This is a genomic window from Clostridium sp. D5, assembly GCF_000190355.1.
Lineage (GTDB): Bacteria > Bacillota > Clostridia > Lachnospirales > Lachnospiraceae > Faecalicatena > Faecalicatena fissicatena_A.
This window is the reverse complement of the sequence record NZ_GL870813.1, coordinates 60,999-78,743: the sequence shown is the minus strand read 5'-3', so window position 1 is coordinate 78,743 and position 17,745 is coordinate 60,999. Positions and strand designations below refer to the sequence as shown.

General features: G+C 43.3%; 11 protein-coding genes. 1 reads left to right on the top strand and 10 read right to left on the bottom strand.

Annotation, left to right across the window (positions count from 1 at the left end; translation table 11 throughout):
• Nucleotides 1-178: 178 nt before the first annotated feature.
• The 4 genes from HMPREF0240_RS12195 to HMPREF0240_RS12180 all read right to left on the bottom strand — a co-directional run bounded on the left by HMPREF0240_RS12195 (nucleotide 179) and on the right by HMPREF0240_RS12180 (nucleotide 6,836).
• Nucleotides 179-1,225 carry a uroporphyrinogen decarboxylase family protein gene (locus tag HMPREF0240_RS12195; RefSeq protein WP_009003718.1) on the bottom strand — a complete coding sequence of 349 codons (1,047 nt, stop codon included), beginning with the start codon at nucleotides 1,223-1,225 and terminating at the stop codon, nucleotides 179-181.
• Nucleotides 1,226-1,310: 85 nt separating this feature from the next.
• Nucleotides 1,311-3,761 carry a glycoside hydrolase family 2 TIM barrel-domain containing protein gene (locus HMPREF0240_RS12190; protein WP_148486335.1) on the bottom strand — a complete coding sequence of 817 codons (2,451 nt, stop codon included), beginning with the start codon at nucleotides 3,759-3,761 and terminating at the stop codon, nucleotides 1,311-1,313.
• A 90-nt stretch (nucleotides 3,762-3,851) separates the two neighbouring features.
• Nucleotides 3,852-4,913, bottom strand: coding sequence for a family 43 glycosylhydrolase (locus HMPREF0240_RS12185; RefSeq protein WP_009003716.1), 1,062 nt, complete (start codon nucleotides 4,911-4,913; stop codon nucleotides 3,852-3,854).
• 144 nt (nucleotides 4,914-5,057) lie between these two features.
• Entirely contained in the window at nucleotides 5,058-6,836 is a 1,779-nt protein-coding gene (locus HMPREF0240_RS12180; RefSeq protein ID WP_198137794.1) for an ABC transporter ATP-binding protein, read from the bottom strand.
• A gap of 231 nt (nucleotides 6,837-7,067) precedes the next feature.
• Between HMPREF0240_RS12180 and HMPREF0240_RS12175 the strand changes: the two genes are divergently transcribed.
• Entirely contained in the window at nucleotides 7,068-7,763 is a 696-nt protein-coding gene (locus HMPREF0240_RS12175) for a GntR family transcriptional regulator (protein WP_009003714.1), read from the top strand.
• A 72-nt stretch (nucleotides 7,764-7,835) separates the two neighbouring features.
• Here the strand turns inward: HMPREF0240_RS12175 and HMPREF0240_RS12170 are convergent, their stop codons facing one another.
• From HMPREF0240_RS12170 to HMPREF0240_RS12145, 6 genes are all read right to left on the bottom strand, one after another.
• Nucleotides 7,836-10,619 (bottom strand): glycoside hydrolase family 2 TIM barrel-domain containing protein, encoded by a 2,784-nt coding sequence (locus HMPREF0240_RS12170; RefSeq protein WP_009003713.1) that lies wholly within the window; start codon nucleotides 10,617-10,619, stop codon nucleotides 7,836-7,838.
• A complete protein-coding gene (locus tag HMPREF0240_RS12165) occupies nucleotides 10,604-12,124 on the bottom strand; it encodes a sulfatase (protein WP_009003712.1) in 1,521 nt (506 codons plus the stop codon). The genes HMPREF0240_RS12170 and HMPREF0240_RS12165 overlap by 16 nt, the downstream gene beginning before the upstream one ends.
• 15 nt (nucleotides 12,125-12,139) lie before the next feature.
• Nucleotides 12,140-13,015 (bottom strand): carbohydrate ABC transporter permease, encoded by an 876-nt coding sequence (locus HMPREF0240_RS12160; RefSeq protein WP_009003711.1) that lies wholly within the window; start codon nucleotides 13,013-13,015, stop codon nucleotides 12,140-12,142.
• A gap of 13 nt (nucleotides 13,016-13,028) precedes the next feature.
• Complete coding sequence (locus HMPREF0240_RS12155) at nucleotides 13,029-13,970, bottom strand: ABC transporter permease subunit (protein WP_009003710.1); 942 nt, start codon at nucleotides 13,968-13,970, stop codon at nucleotides 13,029-13,031.
• A 191-nt stretch (nucleotides 13,971-14,161) separates the two neighbouring features.
• Entirely contained in the window at nucleotides 14,162-15,694 is a 1,533-nt protein-coding gene (locus tag HMPREF0240_RS12150; RefSeq protein ID WP_009003709.1) for an extracellular solute-binding protein, read from the bottom strand.
• 372 nt (nucleotides 15,695-16,066) lie between these two features.
• Nucleotides 16,067-17,593 (bottom strand): extracellular solute-binding protein, encoded by a 1,527-nt coding sequence (locus tag HMPREF0240_RS12145; RefSeq protein ID WP_009003708.1) that lies wholly within the window; start codon nucleotides 17,591-17,593, stop codon nucleotides 16,067-16,069.
• Nucleotides 17,594-17,745 lie beyond the last annotated feature (152 nt).

Sequence of the window (17,745 nt, the reverse complement as noted above, 5' to 3'; positions counted from 1 at the left end):
CAGCTCCTTTCTCGCCCATAGTATATCACAAAGATCGGTAAAAATTCAAGCATTATTATGCCTTATCTTTTTTCAATTCATTTCCCCGGCAACAGTTCAGACAAGACCGAACTGCTAGTTTCCCCGACCATTTTATTGGGATCGCCGCCACCGTCAATTACTTCCTGCTCTACCGGACTTAGTGTAATCCAGCCTTCCTCCGAAAATATTTTTCCTGCCCCTTAAACACCTCCAGCAAAGCCAGTATATTCTCTGGAGGCACATCAAATGCAAGTGCATGGGTCGGAGCAATAATCTGACCTCCCCCTGTATGTAATGCCCTGTATATCCGAATTGCTTCCTCCTTTACCTCCTCCGGCGACGCAAAGGGAAGAACCTGCTGGGTAGATATCCCACCCCAAAAGGTCAGCTTATCACCATATAGTTCCTTCATTTTATAAATGTCATATACTTCAGGCTGAAATGTCTGGTAACAGTCCAGCCCTATTTCTATCAACTCCGGAAACAGCTCATGACAATCTCCGCAGGAATGCTGCATGACAAACAGCCCCTTGTCCTTCACTTTCTTATAAAGCCTTGCCATCTGCGGCTTGATATAATGGCGCCAGTGTTCAAGCCCCATAATCAGCCCTTTCTGCTGTCCCCAGTCATCTCCAAAATATACTCCATCCAAATCATATTCTAAGGCGATATCCACTAAATGACAGTAATAGTCGCCGATTTTTGTGAAAAGCTCTTCCATCTCTTCCGGATATAGAATCATATTGCACAACGTATTTTCAATCCCCATTAGAGACCAGGCGCGTTCAAACATTAGAAAACCAAATCCGTACATAATAAAACGGTCATCCTTTTCCTTATCTGCAGTAAGCTCCTCTAGTTCTTTCCTCAATCGCAACTCATCACAGACAGGAAACTCATAAGTACTTTCCTCCAAATCCTCAATCTGATATTCATCCGGAAGCCCAATATCTTTATCGCTGCCATTTCTGTTCCATATAACGCCAAACTCGTCCTTGAAATATCCCGGCTTCCCTTCAATTTCTGTTGGCCATCCCCAATACTGCTTATAGTGCAAGTATGTTCCCAGTTTACTTTCTATATCTGGATCTTTCGTAAAAATAATCAGCTCTTCTAATGCCTGCTCGGTAAAGTCCATATGGTACGGAACAGGAAATGTTTCCTTATGCCGTAAAGTATTTATAACTGCTTCTCTTCTGGTCATTTTTTCCTCCTTTTTAAGTGTGGGAACTCTTAAATTTGCAGGTATACATCCCAACTATGCCGCTTTTTGTATACACCTATTTCTTCTAATTTACCTGAATTTCTATTGCATCCGAACGTGTATTTCCAGATTTTGCATAAATTCCTATCCGACCTTTCTCCTTCCCCTGAACAACGAGCATGGCCAATCCCTGATAAGTCATAAGCTTAAGATTTTTATGGTTCTGCACATTTGAATTATCTCCGTTGTCCGTTCCGATTATGATAGCCGGTCCCTCTACAACGAACTCTACTTCTGCCTCTTGTGTCCGTATTCTTTGTCCTTTTTCATCCGTAAGAAGCAGCTCCAAATGAATTGCCGAATCTATGTCCGCCTGTAGATTCTTTTTATCGGCATGCAGGATAAGTTTTTCAAAAGATCCTGTCGTACTGCATTGTGCTTCAACGCTTTTCACACCAGTTACACCAACAGCCCGAAGAGTACCTGCCTCATATGGAACTGCCCATTTGTAAATATGATCCTCAAATTCATCCAGTCTATGTGTTCCCAAGTGCCTGTCATTTAAGTACAATGCTACTTCCTCACAATTGCTGTACACCTCTATTACCGTCATTTCTTGTTCTGTATAATTCCAATGTTCATTTACTTCATGCCAGCGCCACAGTCTTCTTTTCCAGCTGCCCTCTTCCTTTTCTGCCAAATTCCCGTTTTCATCCAGCTTATAAAGAGAATCACTGACCTTCTGTGTCACAATATGTATATACGGATCTTCCCGCCATAACGAACGAAACATATGATAGGATGCCCTGGGGTTCCCATTCAAATCCAGCAGCCCATTTTTCATGGCCTTCTGAGGCCATCCACAGGATTGAGCTTCTCCGATGTAGTCAATTCCTGTCCACAAAAAAATCCCCGGAATATACTCTTTTTCCAATACGTGTTTCCATTCATGCCACTGGCCTAAGTTTTCCGTCCCCATAATTGGTTTGTCAGGATAATTCTTATGCCCATATTCGTAAACTACCTGCCGGTAACTGTAGCCTACAATATCCAGCGCATCAGTATAGCCTGATTCATAGCTGGCACTTGGCAGAATGCAGTTTGCTACTACAGGTCTGGTTGTATCCATATCCTTTACCCATTTAGAAAGCCTGTGTGCAGTTTTATTCACATCATACATATCCCGTGGCAGTCGGGCAATCTTCTCTCTGATCTGTTCCTTTGAATACGGAGGCAGTGTCCAAAAATAATTACCGCTGGCATCCGCATTAAAATATCCTGTTGCCTGATTGTATTTTGGATATGTCCATTCAATTTCATTTCCAATACTCCACTGGAAAATGCCTGGATGATTGTAATCCCTTCTGATTACATTCTGTAAATCCTGCTGCGCATAGTCTTTAAAGAATTCTGTATAGCCTCTTGTTATATAATCTACAGTTTTTTCCGTGCCGTTTTTTCGCTTATCTTTCGGATTGTCCCATTCGTCAAAGAATTCTTCCTGCACCAAAAACCCCATTTCATCGCATAGGTCTAGGAAATCTTCAGATGCCGGATTATGCGCAGTACGTATCGCGTTGCACCCGCACTCCCGCAAAGCCAGGAGCCGCCGCTTCCACATATCCAAAGGAACCGCGGCACCCGCAAGCCCTGCCTCATGATGCAGACAGACACCTTTAATTTTCCGGCTGCGCCCATTGAGAAAGAAACCTTTGTCTGCATCAAAATGGAAATAACGGATTCCCGTCCGTTCCTCCATCACCTGAACCTCCTCTTGTACTTTTGCCTCTATTCTTACACTATATAAATTTCCTTCATGGATATCCCAAAACTTTGGTTCCTCGACTGTGAGTTCAGCATCTAGCTCCTCACGATATCCTGCAGCTATCATTTTTTTGTACTTCTTCTCATAGAGCCTTTTTCCACAAGGATCAGTAAGTATAACCTTTACTTTCGCTGTAGATTCAAATGCTGTTGTATTCTCCAACTGCACATTACAATGGATTACTGCACTTTGGTCACCCTTCACAACAGGAGTCAGCTTCACACCCCATACCGGAATCCGGACTTTCGGAAGAATATATAAGGATACCTTTCTATAAATTCCGGAGCCGGTGTACCATCTGCTGTCCGCATATCTGGTGTGGTCCACACGTACTGCTATGACATTCTTCTCCCCACAGGGATTTAGATAATCTGTCAATTCTACAAGACATGGAGAGTAGCCATAGGGATGAAATGTTACGAGTTCTCCATTGCAATATATACTTGCACGATTATATATGCCGTCAAAATTAATGAAAACGGTCTTTTGGCACATATCTTCCGATGTAACGAATGTTTTTCTATACCATCCCAAGCCTCCCGGAAGATAACCGGTACATGCCTCTGCTTCTTCAGAGTATCCGCTTGCTATGCTCCAGTCATGGGGAATTCTTACGTTCTCCCATCCACTGTCATCTATGTCTGTTTCATGTGGGGACGGAGGCTGCTCTAAAGTAAATCTCCATCCATCATTCCATACAATTCCTCTCATAGTTCTTCCTTTCCCGTATATACTCAAGTTATTAGATGCCATACAGCCAATGATAAAAATATGAGTCCTCACCCCTTTTTATCCGCAGCTTCATTCATACATTGTCTTTGTCATATAAACTTCCTTCTGCCATTCATTAATATCAAACCGGCGGATATAGCCATACCCCTTAGTCACATCATGGCAAAGCCCCCACCTCATGCCTTCCAAAGGGTTATCCTGGCTTTCCCCTGCGCGGAACGGTCCCGATGCCTCCGGTCCGCCCTTAATCACGGATTTTATTTCAAAGTTGATTCCGTCTTCTGCAAACTGGATTGTATTCTTCTCTACCCCATCTGTACGCAAAAATGCTGCAATGCCACCCGCATACTTCCAGAGACAAGTCTCATGGCCACTGTTCGTAATCGGATTGTATTCGCTCCTTGTATAAGGTCCCTCAATCTTCTCTGCAATGGCAACGCCCCACTTTGTCTCCCTTCCGCCCATATATAACTGCTCGCCCATAGGCTCTCCTTTATAATACAGATAAAATTTCCCCTGAAATGGAATCAGCAGAGGGTCATGTACTTTATGGCTGTCAAAACCGCCCTTTTTTTCCACTAAGAACCTGTTATCTTCCTCGCCTTTCCACACACCATCCATTGTAGGCGCCAGTATGGGCTCTTTTGATTTTACAAAGGGGCCGTCCGGGCTATCTGAAACAGCCATTGCAATATATTCAAAGCTTCTGCATTTATAAGGGGACTTTACAACCTGATATACCAAATAGTACTTCCCTTCATATTCCAAGGCTTCCGGTGTAAATACGCTCCTATCATCATAAGCTCCTGTTTCCCCTCTCTGGACTGCAATCCCTTTCTCTTCCCAGCGGTACCCGTCTTCTGAAACCGCATACCAGATATCACAGTAGTCCCATGGAAATACCTTGGCATTGTCATCGCCCGAATGAAACCCTACATGTTTGCCAGTAGATTTCGTATACCACACATAGTAAAGGCCTCCCACCTTCAAGACACTGCTTGGATCCCTTCTGTGTACTCCTTCTTCATATCCGATTCCTTCGACATCTGATTCATTAAAATCACAAAACCATTCACAGCTTTGATAATAATTTCTTTCCATCGCTCTCTTTGTTGCACTGCTTAACTTCATTTTCTTCCTCCTTTTTGTATACTTTATATTTTGTTCTTCTATTTTTATTGTATACTTATTAGTTTTGAAAGTCAATTTCTTTTTAATGAATTAAGGTTCTGTACCACAAGCCGGAAATCACTGAATCCGGCACATGCAGACGCTTTATTTCTGCATTTCCTTCATATGATAAAAGCTTCCTTTCAAAGCCATAAGCTCTTCATAGGTTCCAAACTCTTTCATCCCACCCTTTTCCATTACTATAATCTTATCTGCATCCCGGATCGTAGACAGCCGGTGCGCCACTACGAACGTGGTACGGTTAGATGAGAGCTTTGCAACAGCATCCTGGATCTGCCTTTCTGATACGCTGTCCAGTGCGGATGTTGCCTCGTCCAGAATCAAAATCTTCGGGTCACGAATAAATGCCCTCGCTATAGAAATTCTTTGTTTCTGTCCCCCTGACAAGTTCCCGCCGTGTTCTCTAATTTGGGTATTCAGCCCATCCGGCAGGCTCTCTACCATTTCTTTCAAATTCGATGCCTCCAGAACCTTCTGAAGTCTTTGCTCTGATACATGTTCCATGCCATACGTTATGTTGTCCCGAATCGTACCGCTGAACAGAATAGAGTTCTGAGGAACTACCGCAAGATGCTCTCTGTATGTCTGCAGGTCCAATGCGGTAATGTCCGCGCCATCAATCAGTATCCTCCCCGCCGTTGCTCTTGCAAATCCGATAACCAGATTTAAAATTGTTGATTTTCCGGCCCCTGAGGCCCCCACAATCGCTACGGTTTCCCCTGCCTGTACAGTAAAGTTTACATCTGAAAATACCGGCTGCTCTGTATCCTTATAGCAAAACCCCACATGTTCAAATTTCACTCTCCCCTCGACATTTATGACTTGCTTATTAGTTCCAGAATCCTCCACATCCTCGGACAGCAGCACATCCCCGACAGACTGCACTGATTCGAGCCCCTTTGAAATCACCGGAACAAGCCCCACTATTCCGGTAATGCTCCCAACGATAGTACTGAAATAGGATTGATACATAGCTACATCCCCAACTCCAATCTCCCCCTTTAACCCCATGAAGGCCGTATAGATCAGACACAGCACCTGAAACAACTGAAAAGTCACCCAGTTTACGGAGCTGAAATAAGTCTGGAGCATATCAAGCCGGAACCCTTTATTCGAAACACACTCAAGTCTCTGCTCCATCTTGCTGGTTTCTTGGTTTTCCTGTGCATGGGCGCGGGCTACAGGTATCATCTCAACCATCTCCATAACCTGAACAGACGTCTCCTCCATTTCTTTACGGAATTCCGTATTATAATTTTTTATTTTCTTTCTGAAATGAATAATAACCAGGGCAGCCACCGGAATCGTGCAAAGGAAAAATAGGAAGACCTCTTTGCTCTTTACCAGAACAACAATAAGCGCAACAGCAACATTCACCAGTATTCCAAGAACCGTAATAAAAATCTGGGCGCTGAGATTCTCAATCTGTTCTACATCCCGCATAATCTTTGACTGAAGGCGGCCGGACTCGATCTCCGTATGGTAGGATATCGACAGCTGCTGCAGTTTTCGGACCAATGCGCACCGAAGTTCCTTCTCCACCTGACGGATAGCCTTGGAGTAAAAATAAGTGTACATATAATTTGTAGGAATATTCTGCATCAGCACAATGAGCATAAAAAGTGAATACATCAAGATTTTATGCACCGCATTCCCCTGTGGATTCGTAACCACATTGATAATCCCCGCAAGAATCATCGGAGACAGCCATGCCGGCGAACTTTTAATCAGGAAAAACACCACTGACCAGAATAACTGCACATATTTGCCCTGGTACATCCCCAATAGTGTCCTGAAAGTTCTGTCTTTATTTTTTCTGAAGATTTTCTGATAATCAGGTGCATAATTTTCATGTTTTTTCATACTCCACCTCATTATTTACTTGTTAGTTTGCTACATATGGTGCATTTATGTATACATTTTGATTTATTATGTTTATTTTATGTATGTTTTTCAATCAATCCGCTTCCTTTTTCCACTGTTATTATTTAAAAATTACATTCTATTTTTTCAAAAAGCTTGATTTCTCAGCTTTTTTTGTATACTATAATTATAAATATATAAATTTAGTATATTTAAAGAAAGGAATAAACTATGTCAAGAGTAAGAGGAGAGGCTGTTAATCTCGCAACCAATTATATCCTAAAAAAAATTGAAAACTATGAGTTTTCAGCTGGCGATATCGTATCAGACTTAGAATTATCCAAAGAATTTGATATGAGCCGCACACCAATCCGTGAAGCAATCATGTCCCTCATCGACAGCGGCATTCTGGAACGTACTGCTACGAAAGTTGTTGTTAAGTCAATCACATTAACCGATATCACTGAGATACTTCAGGTACGGGAGGCCATCGAGCAGAAAGCCGCCTCCATTATTATTGAAGCCGCAGGCCTGTCAGCTGCTCAGGAGAAAGAATTTTCGGAAATTCATATGGAATTACTTCAGAACGTTACGTCCGGCAATTTTTCAAAGAACTTTCAAACTGATGAGCTATTCCACCGGAAATTGATTGAATTTTCCGGCAACAGCAGGCTGTTGGACATTGCAGAGCGTCTCTCGCTGCAGTCACAGCGTCTGCGCTGGATATCAACCCTGACGCCATCCCGTTACATCTCTACCCATAACGAGCATGCCGCAATACTTGAAGCACTGTTTCACAAAAATGCACAAAAAACTGACTCCGCAATACGTGAGCATTACCTATATACTCTAAAGAACTATCAGGACATACTGAATATGCCGCAATGGCAGAAAATTGCCCGTGAAATGAGACATATGAAAGTCTAGTACAGCATTGCGGGAGCCATTTTTTTAACAAGCCAAAAATCCCCTCTGGAGATTTTTGGCATTTTTACAATTCTAGTCTACAGTTGGATCTCCATTAATTACTGTCCATTCAATCCCCCCTATAAAGAAGCCTTCTTCATTTTCCATCTGCAGAACCATGTTCACTTTTTCATTCTTACAAAATCCTAACAAAGGGATTTTGACGTTCTCCGTGTCACCGCAGTTGAATTCTTTACATACTGTTAGAAATTCTTTGGGTTCTGGATTAGGCCAACAATTTTTATCATGAAATATCCTGGCTCTGCCCTTCCCCCTGATTTTTCTAAAACAAATTACCGGCGTTTGCCCGGAAGCGGCTCCTGGCACTAACAGCCTTGAAGTAAATACCCGGCCTCCATTCACTCCCTGGTATCCCTTCATTGCAACCGGCTGTCCTGTATTCATATCGTTCCAGTCGAAGTCTTCCCGAATTGCCTCTTCCCAGTATTCTTTTGGCCATTCCCTTACATTGCTAATCTCCATAACGCTCCTGCATAATGGCACACGGGAAATTTGCCTGCCTTGTGTCGGATAGAGTACGACACTTGTCTTCAGTCCCAATTCAGAAGCTTCTGCCGACAGCAAAATTTCGTGGCTCTTCTCACTTGCTTTCACTGCTGCCTGCAGCTTTCCGCTAAACATTCTTCTGCCACACCCTGCATGTCCATGATCTTTTGGATCCCCCGAATCAACTGTAAGAAGTTTGCCCTGCCCGCTCACAGAAAAGTGAACAAATGCATCCGCATCCGGTATTCGTACCCCTGAGACATCTATAAGGCTGCATTCCACCAGAAAAACGTCTTCTCCATTGTCAGAAGCCTGCACTACAACATCTAATTTAAGTTCCTGCGGCTGCAATGCCGTCACCGCCTCATCCGCAGCTTCTTCCTTCCCATCCTTCAGACCTGCCGCACGGAGTATTCCCGGTTCATACGGCACGTCAAAGTGAACCGGACAAAACCGCTCCGCTTTTTTTATGCCTATGCTTTTCCCATTCAGAAAAAGTTCCGCCTGGGGAAGGTTCGTATATACCTCTACACGTATCTCTTCGCCTTCCCTTCCCGGCCAGTTCCAGTGTGGCATCACATGTATCATTGGCTTTTCGGTCCACAAGGACTTGACAAGATAAAAACTGTCTTTTTCCATGCCGCAATTATCCAGAATCCCTATGCCGGAACACAGCATAGGCCAAACTGATTCGCCCCGGTACTCTATCCCCGCCCACAAAAAGGTACCGCAAACAAAGTCATTTCTTTCCGAGGCGGCAATGGCAGCGGCATAAGACGAACCGAAACTTGTCCGCTTCCTGTCATAAGCTGATGAATATCCTCCCTTTACTTCTGATACGTTCTCATCCTCATAAATCCCTCTGTGATTGGCGGAAGCTCCGCTCTCTGTAGCAATAATCGGCTTATCCGGGTGTGCCTGATGCATAAGCGGATATTCCTCTATGCGGTAATTTACCCCCACAGCATCGGATGCCTGTGCCGCGCAGGAATCATAATATCCGCCGTTTAACGCCAGTGTCACAGGACGGGCGCTGTCCATGCGGTGAAGAAATGCCTTCATCTGCCTGGCTAATTCTTTTCCCTCTAACGTATCCTGAAGCGGTTCTTCATTTCCAATGCTCCACATAATAACCGATGGATGGTTCCTGTCACGCAGGCACATATTTTTAAGCTGCTTTTTCACATCTTCACTAAAATTAAACCAGCGGTTTTCATCAATGACCAGTATGCCTTCCTTATCGCAGATATCCAACAATTGCGGATCCGGATTATGGTGCGCAGTCCTGATTGCATTTACACCTGCTTCTTTTAGCTTACGCACCCTGTATTCCTGCACCGTGCGCGGAACGGCCACTCCCAGTCCCCCATGGTCCTGATGCAGGCACACGCCCCTAAGCTTCAGGCCTTTTCCATTCAAAAAGAATCCCTTGTCCGGATCAAAGGCAATGGCGCGGAAACCGAAAGAGGTTTCTGTTTCATCCCACACCTTCTCATTTACAATAACCTGGCTGGTCAGGCGATAGCAGTGTGTCTCTTCCACAGACCATAATTTCGGATGCTCCACTTTTAGGGAACTGCTATACACATTTTCTCCGAACAGCGCTGTAAAGGGATACTCCGCTTCAGAAACTGCTTCGCCCGTGGGGGCTGTAATACGTAATCTGATCCTCCCCTCCTGGTGTTCTAAAAGACTATATACTGTGCTTTCCACCCGTACCTGCCAGCTTCCGTCTGTACCTTCTATGGTCTCCGCCTTGGTTCCCCATACATCCAGCGCTGCTGCCTCCATTTTCAGCATCCATACACTTCGGTATATCCCTGCGCCTTCATACCACCACCCCTCAACACTTTTATTGCTGATGTGCACGGCAACAATATTGATTTCGTTTTCATAAACAAGATAAGGAGTAATATCGATATAAAAGCTATTATACATACTTTCATTTCTGCCGGCAGGCTGTCCGTTCACCCACACCTCTGTCTTCATACCGGCGCCGTCAAACAGAAGTACAATTCGTTTTCCCCTGTCAGATTCCGGAAGCTGGAAACTCCTCCTGTACCATGCCCCATTCCTTTTCAGGCTTCCCTGTGACTCATTATATTCTTCTGACGGCTTCCCTTTGATTACATAATCATGCGGCAAATCTACATCCTCAAACTCACCGTCATAGAAGTTGGGCATTGACGGAGCCGGACCGTTTTTTGCCTTCGCATGCATATAAGTGTCATAATGTCCTTTTATGATTTCTTGTGGAAATTCACCTTCGAAGAATTTCCATCCGTAATTCATATTTAACTTCTCTGGCATTCCCTGTCCCCCTCTCTGTCCTGAGCAGGCAAGAACTGTTCCTTCAACTCCGGGTACTGCTCATCTCCATCGCCATACTGCTTTTTCAGTTCATATAATTGTTTTTTCAATTCTTCCCGTATATGCCGGTACTCCGTCTTTTCATAAATATTATGGAGTTCTCCCGGATCACTGCGCAAGTCATACATCTCCCATCCCGGAGGTGTTGGACGGTTAACCGCCCCTTTTGCATCTAGCGGAAGTCCATAATAATAAGTGAGCTTAAATTCTTTCGTCCGAATACCATAATGCGCAGGGTTATCATGATTATGTGCCAGATGCATCCAATACCGGAAATAGATGCCTGAATGACAGTTTTCCTGCTTCCTCCCTGACAGCATCTCCCTTCCGGAAATCCCCTGCATCTCATCAGGTATCCTGACGCCCGCATAATCCAAAAGAGTTGGGGCGATATCAATATTGGACATCAGTTCCGTACAGACATGTCCGGAAGTTATCTCTTTGGGATAGCGGATCACTAATGGCGTTCTCAGACTCTCCTCAAAACTCCAGCGCTTATCCTGGTAATCATGCTCTCCCAGAAACATCCCCTGGTCAGATGTATAGATGACAATCGTCTCTTCTAAGATTCCTTCTTCCTCCAGTACCCGTAGCAGCCTGCCAACTGAATCATCTATTGCCGCCACGGTCCTGAGATAATCCTTCAGATATTTCTGGTACGCTGCCCTGCCTTTTTCTTCAAAGCTCATATTCTCCGTTCCGTTTAAGCGTCCCGTCACATAATCCGGCTTCAAGAAATCCTGATATAAGCTGCGGACGCTGCTTCTGGGGGTAACAGAACTTCCAAACTCACGCGTTGCTTCCGAACGGTGCGAACGGTCTTCAAACAGGCTCTCCGGTTCCGGAATCTCCACCCCTTCAAGCAGATGCTCATATCTCTTTTCATATTCCCAAAAATCATGGGGGGCTTTATGATGGCACATGACAAAAAAAGGACGCGCCTTATCTCTTCTGCGGATACTGCTTTCTGTCAGATCTGTGATAATATCCGTCACATAACCATCGTACCTTACAAACCCTTCTCCCTTCTTCTTAAAAGACGGGTTAAAATAAACCCCCTGTTCGCCGAATTTCCCCGTACCGTCGGAGAGATATTGGTAATCTTCAAAACCTGCCGGCTCACAACCCAAATGCCATTTTCCGTACAAGGCAGTCTGATACCCGGAAGACTGGAGCAGCTGAGCCAGATTCGGGCTGCCGCCCGGATCCCAATTATCATCTAATGTCTTCACGCCATTGACATGCCCATACTGTCCCGTCATAATAGACGCCCTTGCAGGTGTGCATACTGCATTTGTCGCACAGAAATCTTCCATCCTGCATCCCTCTGATGCAATTCTGTCTATATGCGGTGTCTGAAACACCGATGCAAGAATCGACTGATAGCAGCTTATGGCATTCGCACTATGGTCATCAGACATAATATATAATATATTAGGCTTCATAAATTTTCTCCTCTTTTACCCTTTAATCGAGCCAATCATAACCCCTTTAACAAAATGTTTCTGTACAAATGGATATACGCACAATATCGGTATGATGACCAATATCATAGACGCCGCCTGTACCCCTTCCGGAATTGACTGCACGGTAGATGCGTCAATTGTCTGTCCAGTCTGTGAAGCCATCGTAGCCCCCATCATAATATTACGCAAATAAAGAGTTACCGGATATTTGGATCCGTCATTCATATAAATCAAAGCCGAAAACCAATCATTCCAATAGGAAACTGACATAAATAAAGTCATTGTTGCCAGAATCGGCTTTGAGAGAGGCAGGGCCATCCTCCAAAAATATCCAAATTGTGACAGACCATCTATGCTCGCTGCCTCTTCCAATTCATCAGGCAAACCTTCAAAATAAGTTTTCATCAGCAGTATATTGTAAGGTGCAATCGCCCCCGGCAGAACCAATGCCCATATAGTATCCAGCATATTCAGGTTCTTAATCAGGTTATAGTATGGGATCAAACCTCCGCCGAAAAACATGGTAAAAACAATCAGTCTGAGGAGTACTGTCCTGCCCACTAAGCGCTTCTTAGATAAGGCATATGCACAGATAGTTGTCATAAACAAACTAATCGCAGTTCCTACAACCGTATAAATAATCGTGTTCTTATAATTAATCCAGAATTTCGCCTCTCCTAAAAGGCCTTTATAAGTTCCCAGACTGAAATCTTTTGGAAATATTGTGATATCCCCCGTCAGAATCCCTGTATTACTACTGAGAGATACTGCGAGTTGATTTATAATAGGATAAAGCGTCAAAGCTGCAAGGACAATCATCAGCGTGACATTAAAAACCTCAAAAATCTTTCTGCTTTTACTTTTCTTCATTGTCGATCCCTCCTTACCATAATCCGCATCCCCAGCGCTTATTAGTTATCCTATTTGCAGCCCACAATAATGACAGGCTTATCACTCCCTGAAACAGTCCAACGGCCGTACCATAACTATAATTTGCATTCATAAGGCCTACCCTGTATACAAATGTCTGGATGATGTCTGCAGTCTCGTATGTCGTTGGAGTATACATAAGGAGCACCTTCTCGAATCCAATATTCAAGATATTGCCCAGTGCGATAATCAGGTTGATGGCAATGGTTGGAAGCATCATTGGCAGCGTTATATGAATTGCCTGCTTAATCTTTCCCGCCCCGTCTACCATTGCAGCCTCATACTGCTCCTGATCCGCCGAAGAGAGTACAGCCATATAGATAATGGAATTCCACCCCAGAAACTGCCAAAGTTCTGAAATGATATATATAATCCGAAACCAGAAGGGTTCGTTCATGAAGTAAATAGCCTCCCCGCCCAACTTCTCGATAATCGTATTAACAATACCGGTTGAAGGCGACAGCAGCGCATTCATCATGGCCACAACTACAACAACAGACAGAAAACGAGGGACAATGGTAAGCGACTGGACAACCTTCTTTACCTTTTTCTGCATAATTTCATTCAGCAGCAATGAAAAAAGAATTGGAATCGGGAAGCATATTAACAGGCTTAATCCACTTAATACCACTGTGTTTTTAAATACGCTCCAAAAAGCTTCGTCCTTTAAAAACATTTCAAAATACCGGAATCCTTCCCATGAAACACCAAAATAAGACTGACCAGGTATGTATTTTCGAAATGCTATGATGTTTCCAAACATCGGAACATATTTAAATATTATAAAATAGACAATTGGAAGCAGAAGAAACAAATACAACGTCTTGTTATTACGTAAACTTTTCCCCAGCTCTGCGGTCTGCATACGAAACTGATTTTTATTCTTCCTATTCATAAATTACCTCCTTAGACGTTGGCACTTCGTCTTTCTGCAAACAAACTCTGCAGATATCCCCTTATATATACAGAATGCAGCAGTCCACATTTTTCAAATCTGGTACTGCCGCATCTGCAACAAATATAGACACTGTGCCTTATTTATTATATGACCTGTTCATTCATTGTTTTGAACAGAGACATTATTACCTACTTACCTCTGGCCGCCCATGCTTCATTGTACATTTTTTCCATTTCAGTGCTTCCCTTGTTCTCACACTCTTTCACAAAGTTGTCCCAATTATCCAGAGACTCCGTACCGAAAATAAAGCTTTCCATCATGGACTTCACATAATCCACCAGAGTTGATGAGGTAACAGACAGTTCGTCCATCTGCTCAGTCGTCAGAGGAGAAGCAGGATTCGTTGGCGGAACATAACCGTTCTCAGCGCATACGTCATACACATCCAGAACCTCCTGTGGCAGTGTGCTGGCGTAGTAGTCTGTATCAAGCCTTACACAGAAGTTATTCTCATACAGGCCATAATCAGAATTATACTTCACCTTATCATCCATGAATACCTTCTTACCGTCCTCTACCTTGTAAGTCACACCCTCTTCGCCAAAGGTCATTGCCGTCATTGCCTCATCTGAATACAGCCAGTCAACCATTTTCAGAATGTCTTCAAAATTATCCTTTTCCGCAACTGTGGCCGGCATAATCCAGGCCTGCTCCCACGGTCCGTTCCACTGAAGCGCATATTCACCCTCCAGTCCTTCCGGCGGCGCCATAGCTACCATATTGAAATTCTCGTCAAATGGCGCCCCTTCCTGATTGAACTTTTTACAATTAGTTGCCCAGTCATACACGATAAATATTTCGCCCTTTGCAATTCTCTGCTCATATACAGATGAATCCTGTGTGGTAAATTCAGGGTCAAGCGCCCCTGAAGAATAAAGTTTATTTGCATATTCCATAAACTGTTTCCACTTATCCGTGGTCGGAGAGAATTCCCACTTATCTTCTTTTTCGTCATAAAACATTCCGTCTCCCAAAGTCCATCCTGCCAGACCGTCAAAAGCAGCGGCCAAACCTGCCATGATATTGTCAGACTTGAAACGATTGGAAATTGGCGTAGATTCCGGGTAAATCTCTTTCAGCTTCAAAGCCACCTCCATAAGCTCATCCAACGTTGTAGGCATAGAAAGATTATTCTTTTCTAAGATATCTTTACGCACCAGCCATTGATGATCCTGAATAACTTTTGTCTTCGCTTTTACTGGAAGCAGATAGAACTTACCATCAGCCATTCTCTGAGATTCCATATACTTTTCCAGACCGTTGTCTTCCAGATATTTCTGTAAATTGGGCAGTTTGTCCATATAATCGCTAATTGGAAGCAATAAACCTGACAGCGCATCTGCAGCTTTCGGAAATGTTTTAGTCATAATATCCGGCATATCTCCAGAGTTGAATACAACCTGCGTTTTGGTTGCCTGATCTGAAACAGGCACGGACTGTACATTCAGCTTAACACCTGTCTTCTCTTCAATCGTTTTAACTACCATCCAATCTTCTGAAAACGGCGCTTCGGCATCCTCGAAAATCATCATAGACACCTCGGAAACTTTTTCTTTTCCATCCCCTTTTTTAGTCTCCTCCTTTTTTCCGCCGCCGCAGCCAGCCAGCAGACCCACTGCCAATGCCGTCGCCAGTAAAACACTAACCATTCTTTTTTTCATACTTTTCCTCCTTTAAATATTTTAATTTCACTTCATTTGCATCAACATTATTGTATACTTTAAACGAGATTTAGTAAATAGTTTTTGTATACTTATCTTTTATTCACTGTCTTTTTCTACTTATTGCACAAATTTTAATGCATGCTTTAGTGCATCACTCACAAAGATTGCGTTTAAATTATCCATGTCAATAATCAGAGTCGGGGCAGTCCACTTAGCAGCTAACTCTATTCGAAAAAGAACAGTCCCACTGGACAATCAAGTATAAAAATCTTGATTCCCGTGGGGCTGTTCTTGTTTTGTATCAAAAGGACTGATATCCAGGATTAACCAATGGTTCCTTTTGCATTGGATACTGTATGATTTCTTCTGTTACTTGACTGCTTCATCATAAGCTTCCTGTAATTGGATTGCACCTTTTGCTTCACATTCTGCAACAAATGCATCCCAGTTTGCCAAATCTTCTGTTCCATAGATGAATTTTTCCGTCATAGAGAACACATAATCCTTTAATGTAGAAATATAAAGACTTGCACCTTCTAAGGTATCATTATCAAGGGGACACGCTGGATTAGTTGCAGGAACAACTTTACTGATTTCCCCCAGCAGTTCCATTTCCTCTGGCGTATATGCAGAATAAATAGCATCCAGATCCTCTCGTATTGTCAGCTCATTATTATTAAGGCCATACTTAACACGCGCAACATCCGGCTCTATAAATTCCTTGATGCCGTTATCATTTACCTGATAGGTCTCGCCCTCTTTGCCAAAAGTTAAGAGTGTCTCAGCCTCATCAGTAAAGCCCCAGTCGAGATATGCCAGCACCTCAGCCAAATGCTCTTCATCCTCTGCTAAAGTTGCCGGGAAACAATATCCCTGTGACCAGGAAGATTTCCATCCTACTGCATAATCTCCTTCCGGTCCCTCCATCGGATAAATCGGAGATACGTTATAATCCGGATCAATTTGCTTCCCCTGTTCATTGTAACGAACCTTATTCGCCGTCCAATCAAACATGATAAACGTTTCACTGTTTACAATCTTCTGTTCATATACTACCGAATCCAAAGTGGCAAACTCCTTGTCCAGCACACCCGTTTGATAAAGCTGATTCGTATATTCCAGGAATGATCTGTAATTATCTGTTGTCGGCGCAAAAGTCCATTTCCCTGTATCATGGTCATATAACATACCATCACCATATCCCCATCCGCTTGCAGTGCCAAACATGGCTGCAAGTCCCTGCAGAATATGATTGGTTCCGAATCGATTTGTGATTGGTGTTGAATCCGGATATAACTCCTTTAGTTTCATCCCTACATCAAGCAGTTCCTTATACGTTTTAGGAATGGGGAGATTATTCTTTTCAAAAACATCCGTACGTATCATCCACTGTACATCCTGAAACCGCTCTGTATGCGCCTTGCACGGCAAAGTATAGTACTTGCCGTCAGGAAACCTTGTCTTATCAATCTCGTCCCTCAAATCATACTTTTCTATAAAGGCCTGGTAATTTGGCATCTGATCTTCATAATCGCTTATAGGCAAAAGGATCCCTGATGCCACATCTGTTGAAGTGGCAAACGTATGTGCAACAATATCCGGAATCTCACCGGAATTAAAAATCAGCTCTCTCTTAGCAACATAGTCTGACGTAGGAACAATTGTCATATCAAGCGTGACCCCCGCTGCCTCCTTTATCCACTCAAATACAGGCCAATCCTTCTGATACGGTTCATTAGCGCCGTCACAATACATCATGCTAATTGTAACGTCTTTCTTCTCTCCACCGTCCTCTGATTTCTTCGATGTGTCCGGAGATTTTTCTCCGCCACAGCCTGCCAGCATTGCCGTCAACATTGTTGCAGCCATCAGCATAGCAATCATTTTTCTTTTCATATTTCTCCTCCTTGTAAATTCGTTTTATCCTAATCGGACAAATTGGCGTACCTGTTTTTGGCACTTTAGAATACAAACGAATTATTTTTGTTAGTTTTATTGTATACTATAAACATGCTTTTTTCAACGCTTATTATGTATAAGTGTTTGTT

What these genes read in the sequence shown, in the direction of transcription:
- HMPREF0240_RS12195 (WP_009003718.1), bottom strand. Translation starts at nt 1,225, where the DNA reads ATGACCAGAAGAGAAGCAGTTATAAATACTTTACGGCATAAGGAAACA.
- HMPREF0240_RS12190 (WP_148486335.1), bottom strand. Translation starts at nt 3,761, where the DNA reads ATGAGAGGAATTGTATGGAATGATGGATGGAGATTTACTTTAGAGCAG.
- HMPREF0240_RS12185 (WP_009003716.1), bottom strand. Translation starts at nt 4,913, where the DNA reads ATGAAGTTAAGCAGTGCAACAAAGAGAGCGATGGAAAGAAATTATTAT.
- HMPREF0240_RS12180 (WP_198137794.1), bottom strand. Translation starts at nt 6,836, where the DNA reads ATGAAAAAACATGAAAATTATGCACCTGATTATCAGAAAATCTTCAGA.
- HMPREF0240_RS12175 (WP_009003714.1), top strand. Translation starts at nt 7,068, where the DNA reads ATGTCAAGAGTAAGAGGAGAGGCTGTTAATCTCGCAACCAATTATATC.
- HMPREF0240_RS12170 (WP_009003713.1), bottom strand. Translation starts at nt 10,619, where the DNA reads ATGCCAGAGAAGTTAAATATGAATTACGGATGGAAATTCTTCGAAGGT.
- HMPREF0240_RS12165 (WP_009003712.1), bottom strand. Translation starts at nt 12,124, where the DNA reads ATGAAGCCTAATATATTATATATTATGTCTGATGACCATAGTGCGAAT.
- HMPREF0240_RS12160 (WP_009003711.1), bottom strand. Translation starts at nt 13,015, where the DNA reads ATGAAGAAAAGTAAAAGCAGAAAGATTTTTGAGGTTTTTAATGTCACG.
- HMPREF0240_RS12155 (WP_009003710.1), bottom strand. Translation starts at nt 13,970, where the DNA reads ATGAATAGGAAGAATAAAAATCAGTTTCGTATGCAGACCGCAGAGCTG.
- HMPREF0240_RS12150 (WP_009003709.1), bottom strand. Translation starts at nt 15,694, where the DNA reads ATGAAAAAAAGAATGGTTAGTGTTTTACTGGCGACGGCATTGGCAGTG.
- HMPREF0240_RS12145 (WP_009003708.1), bottom strand. Translation starts at nt 17,593, where the DNA reads ATGAAAAGAAAAATGATTGCTATGCTGATGGCTGCAACAATGTTGACG.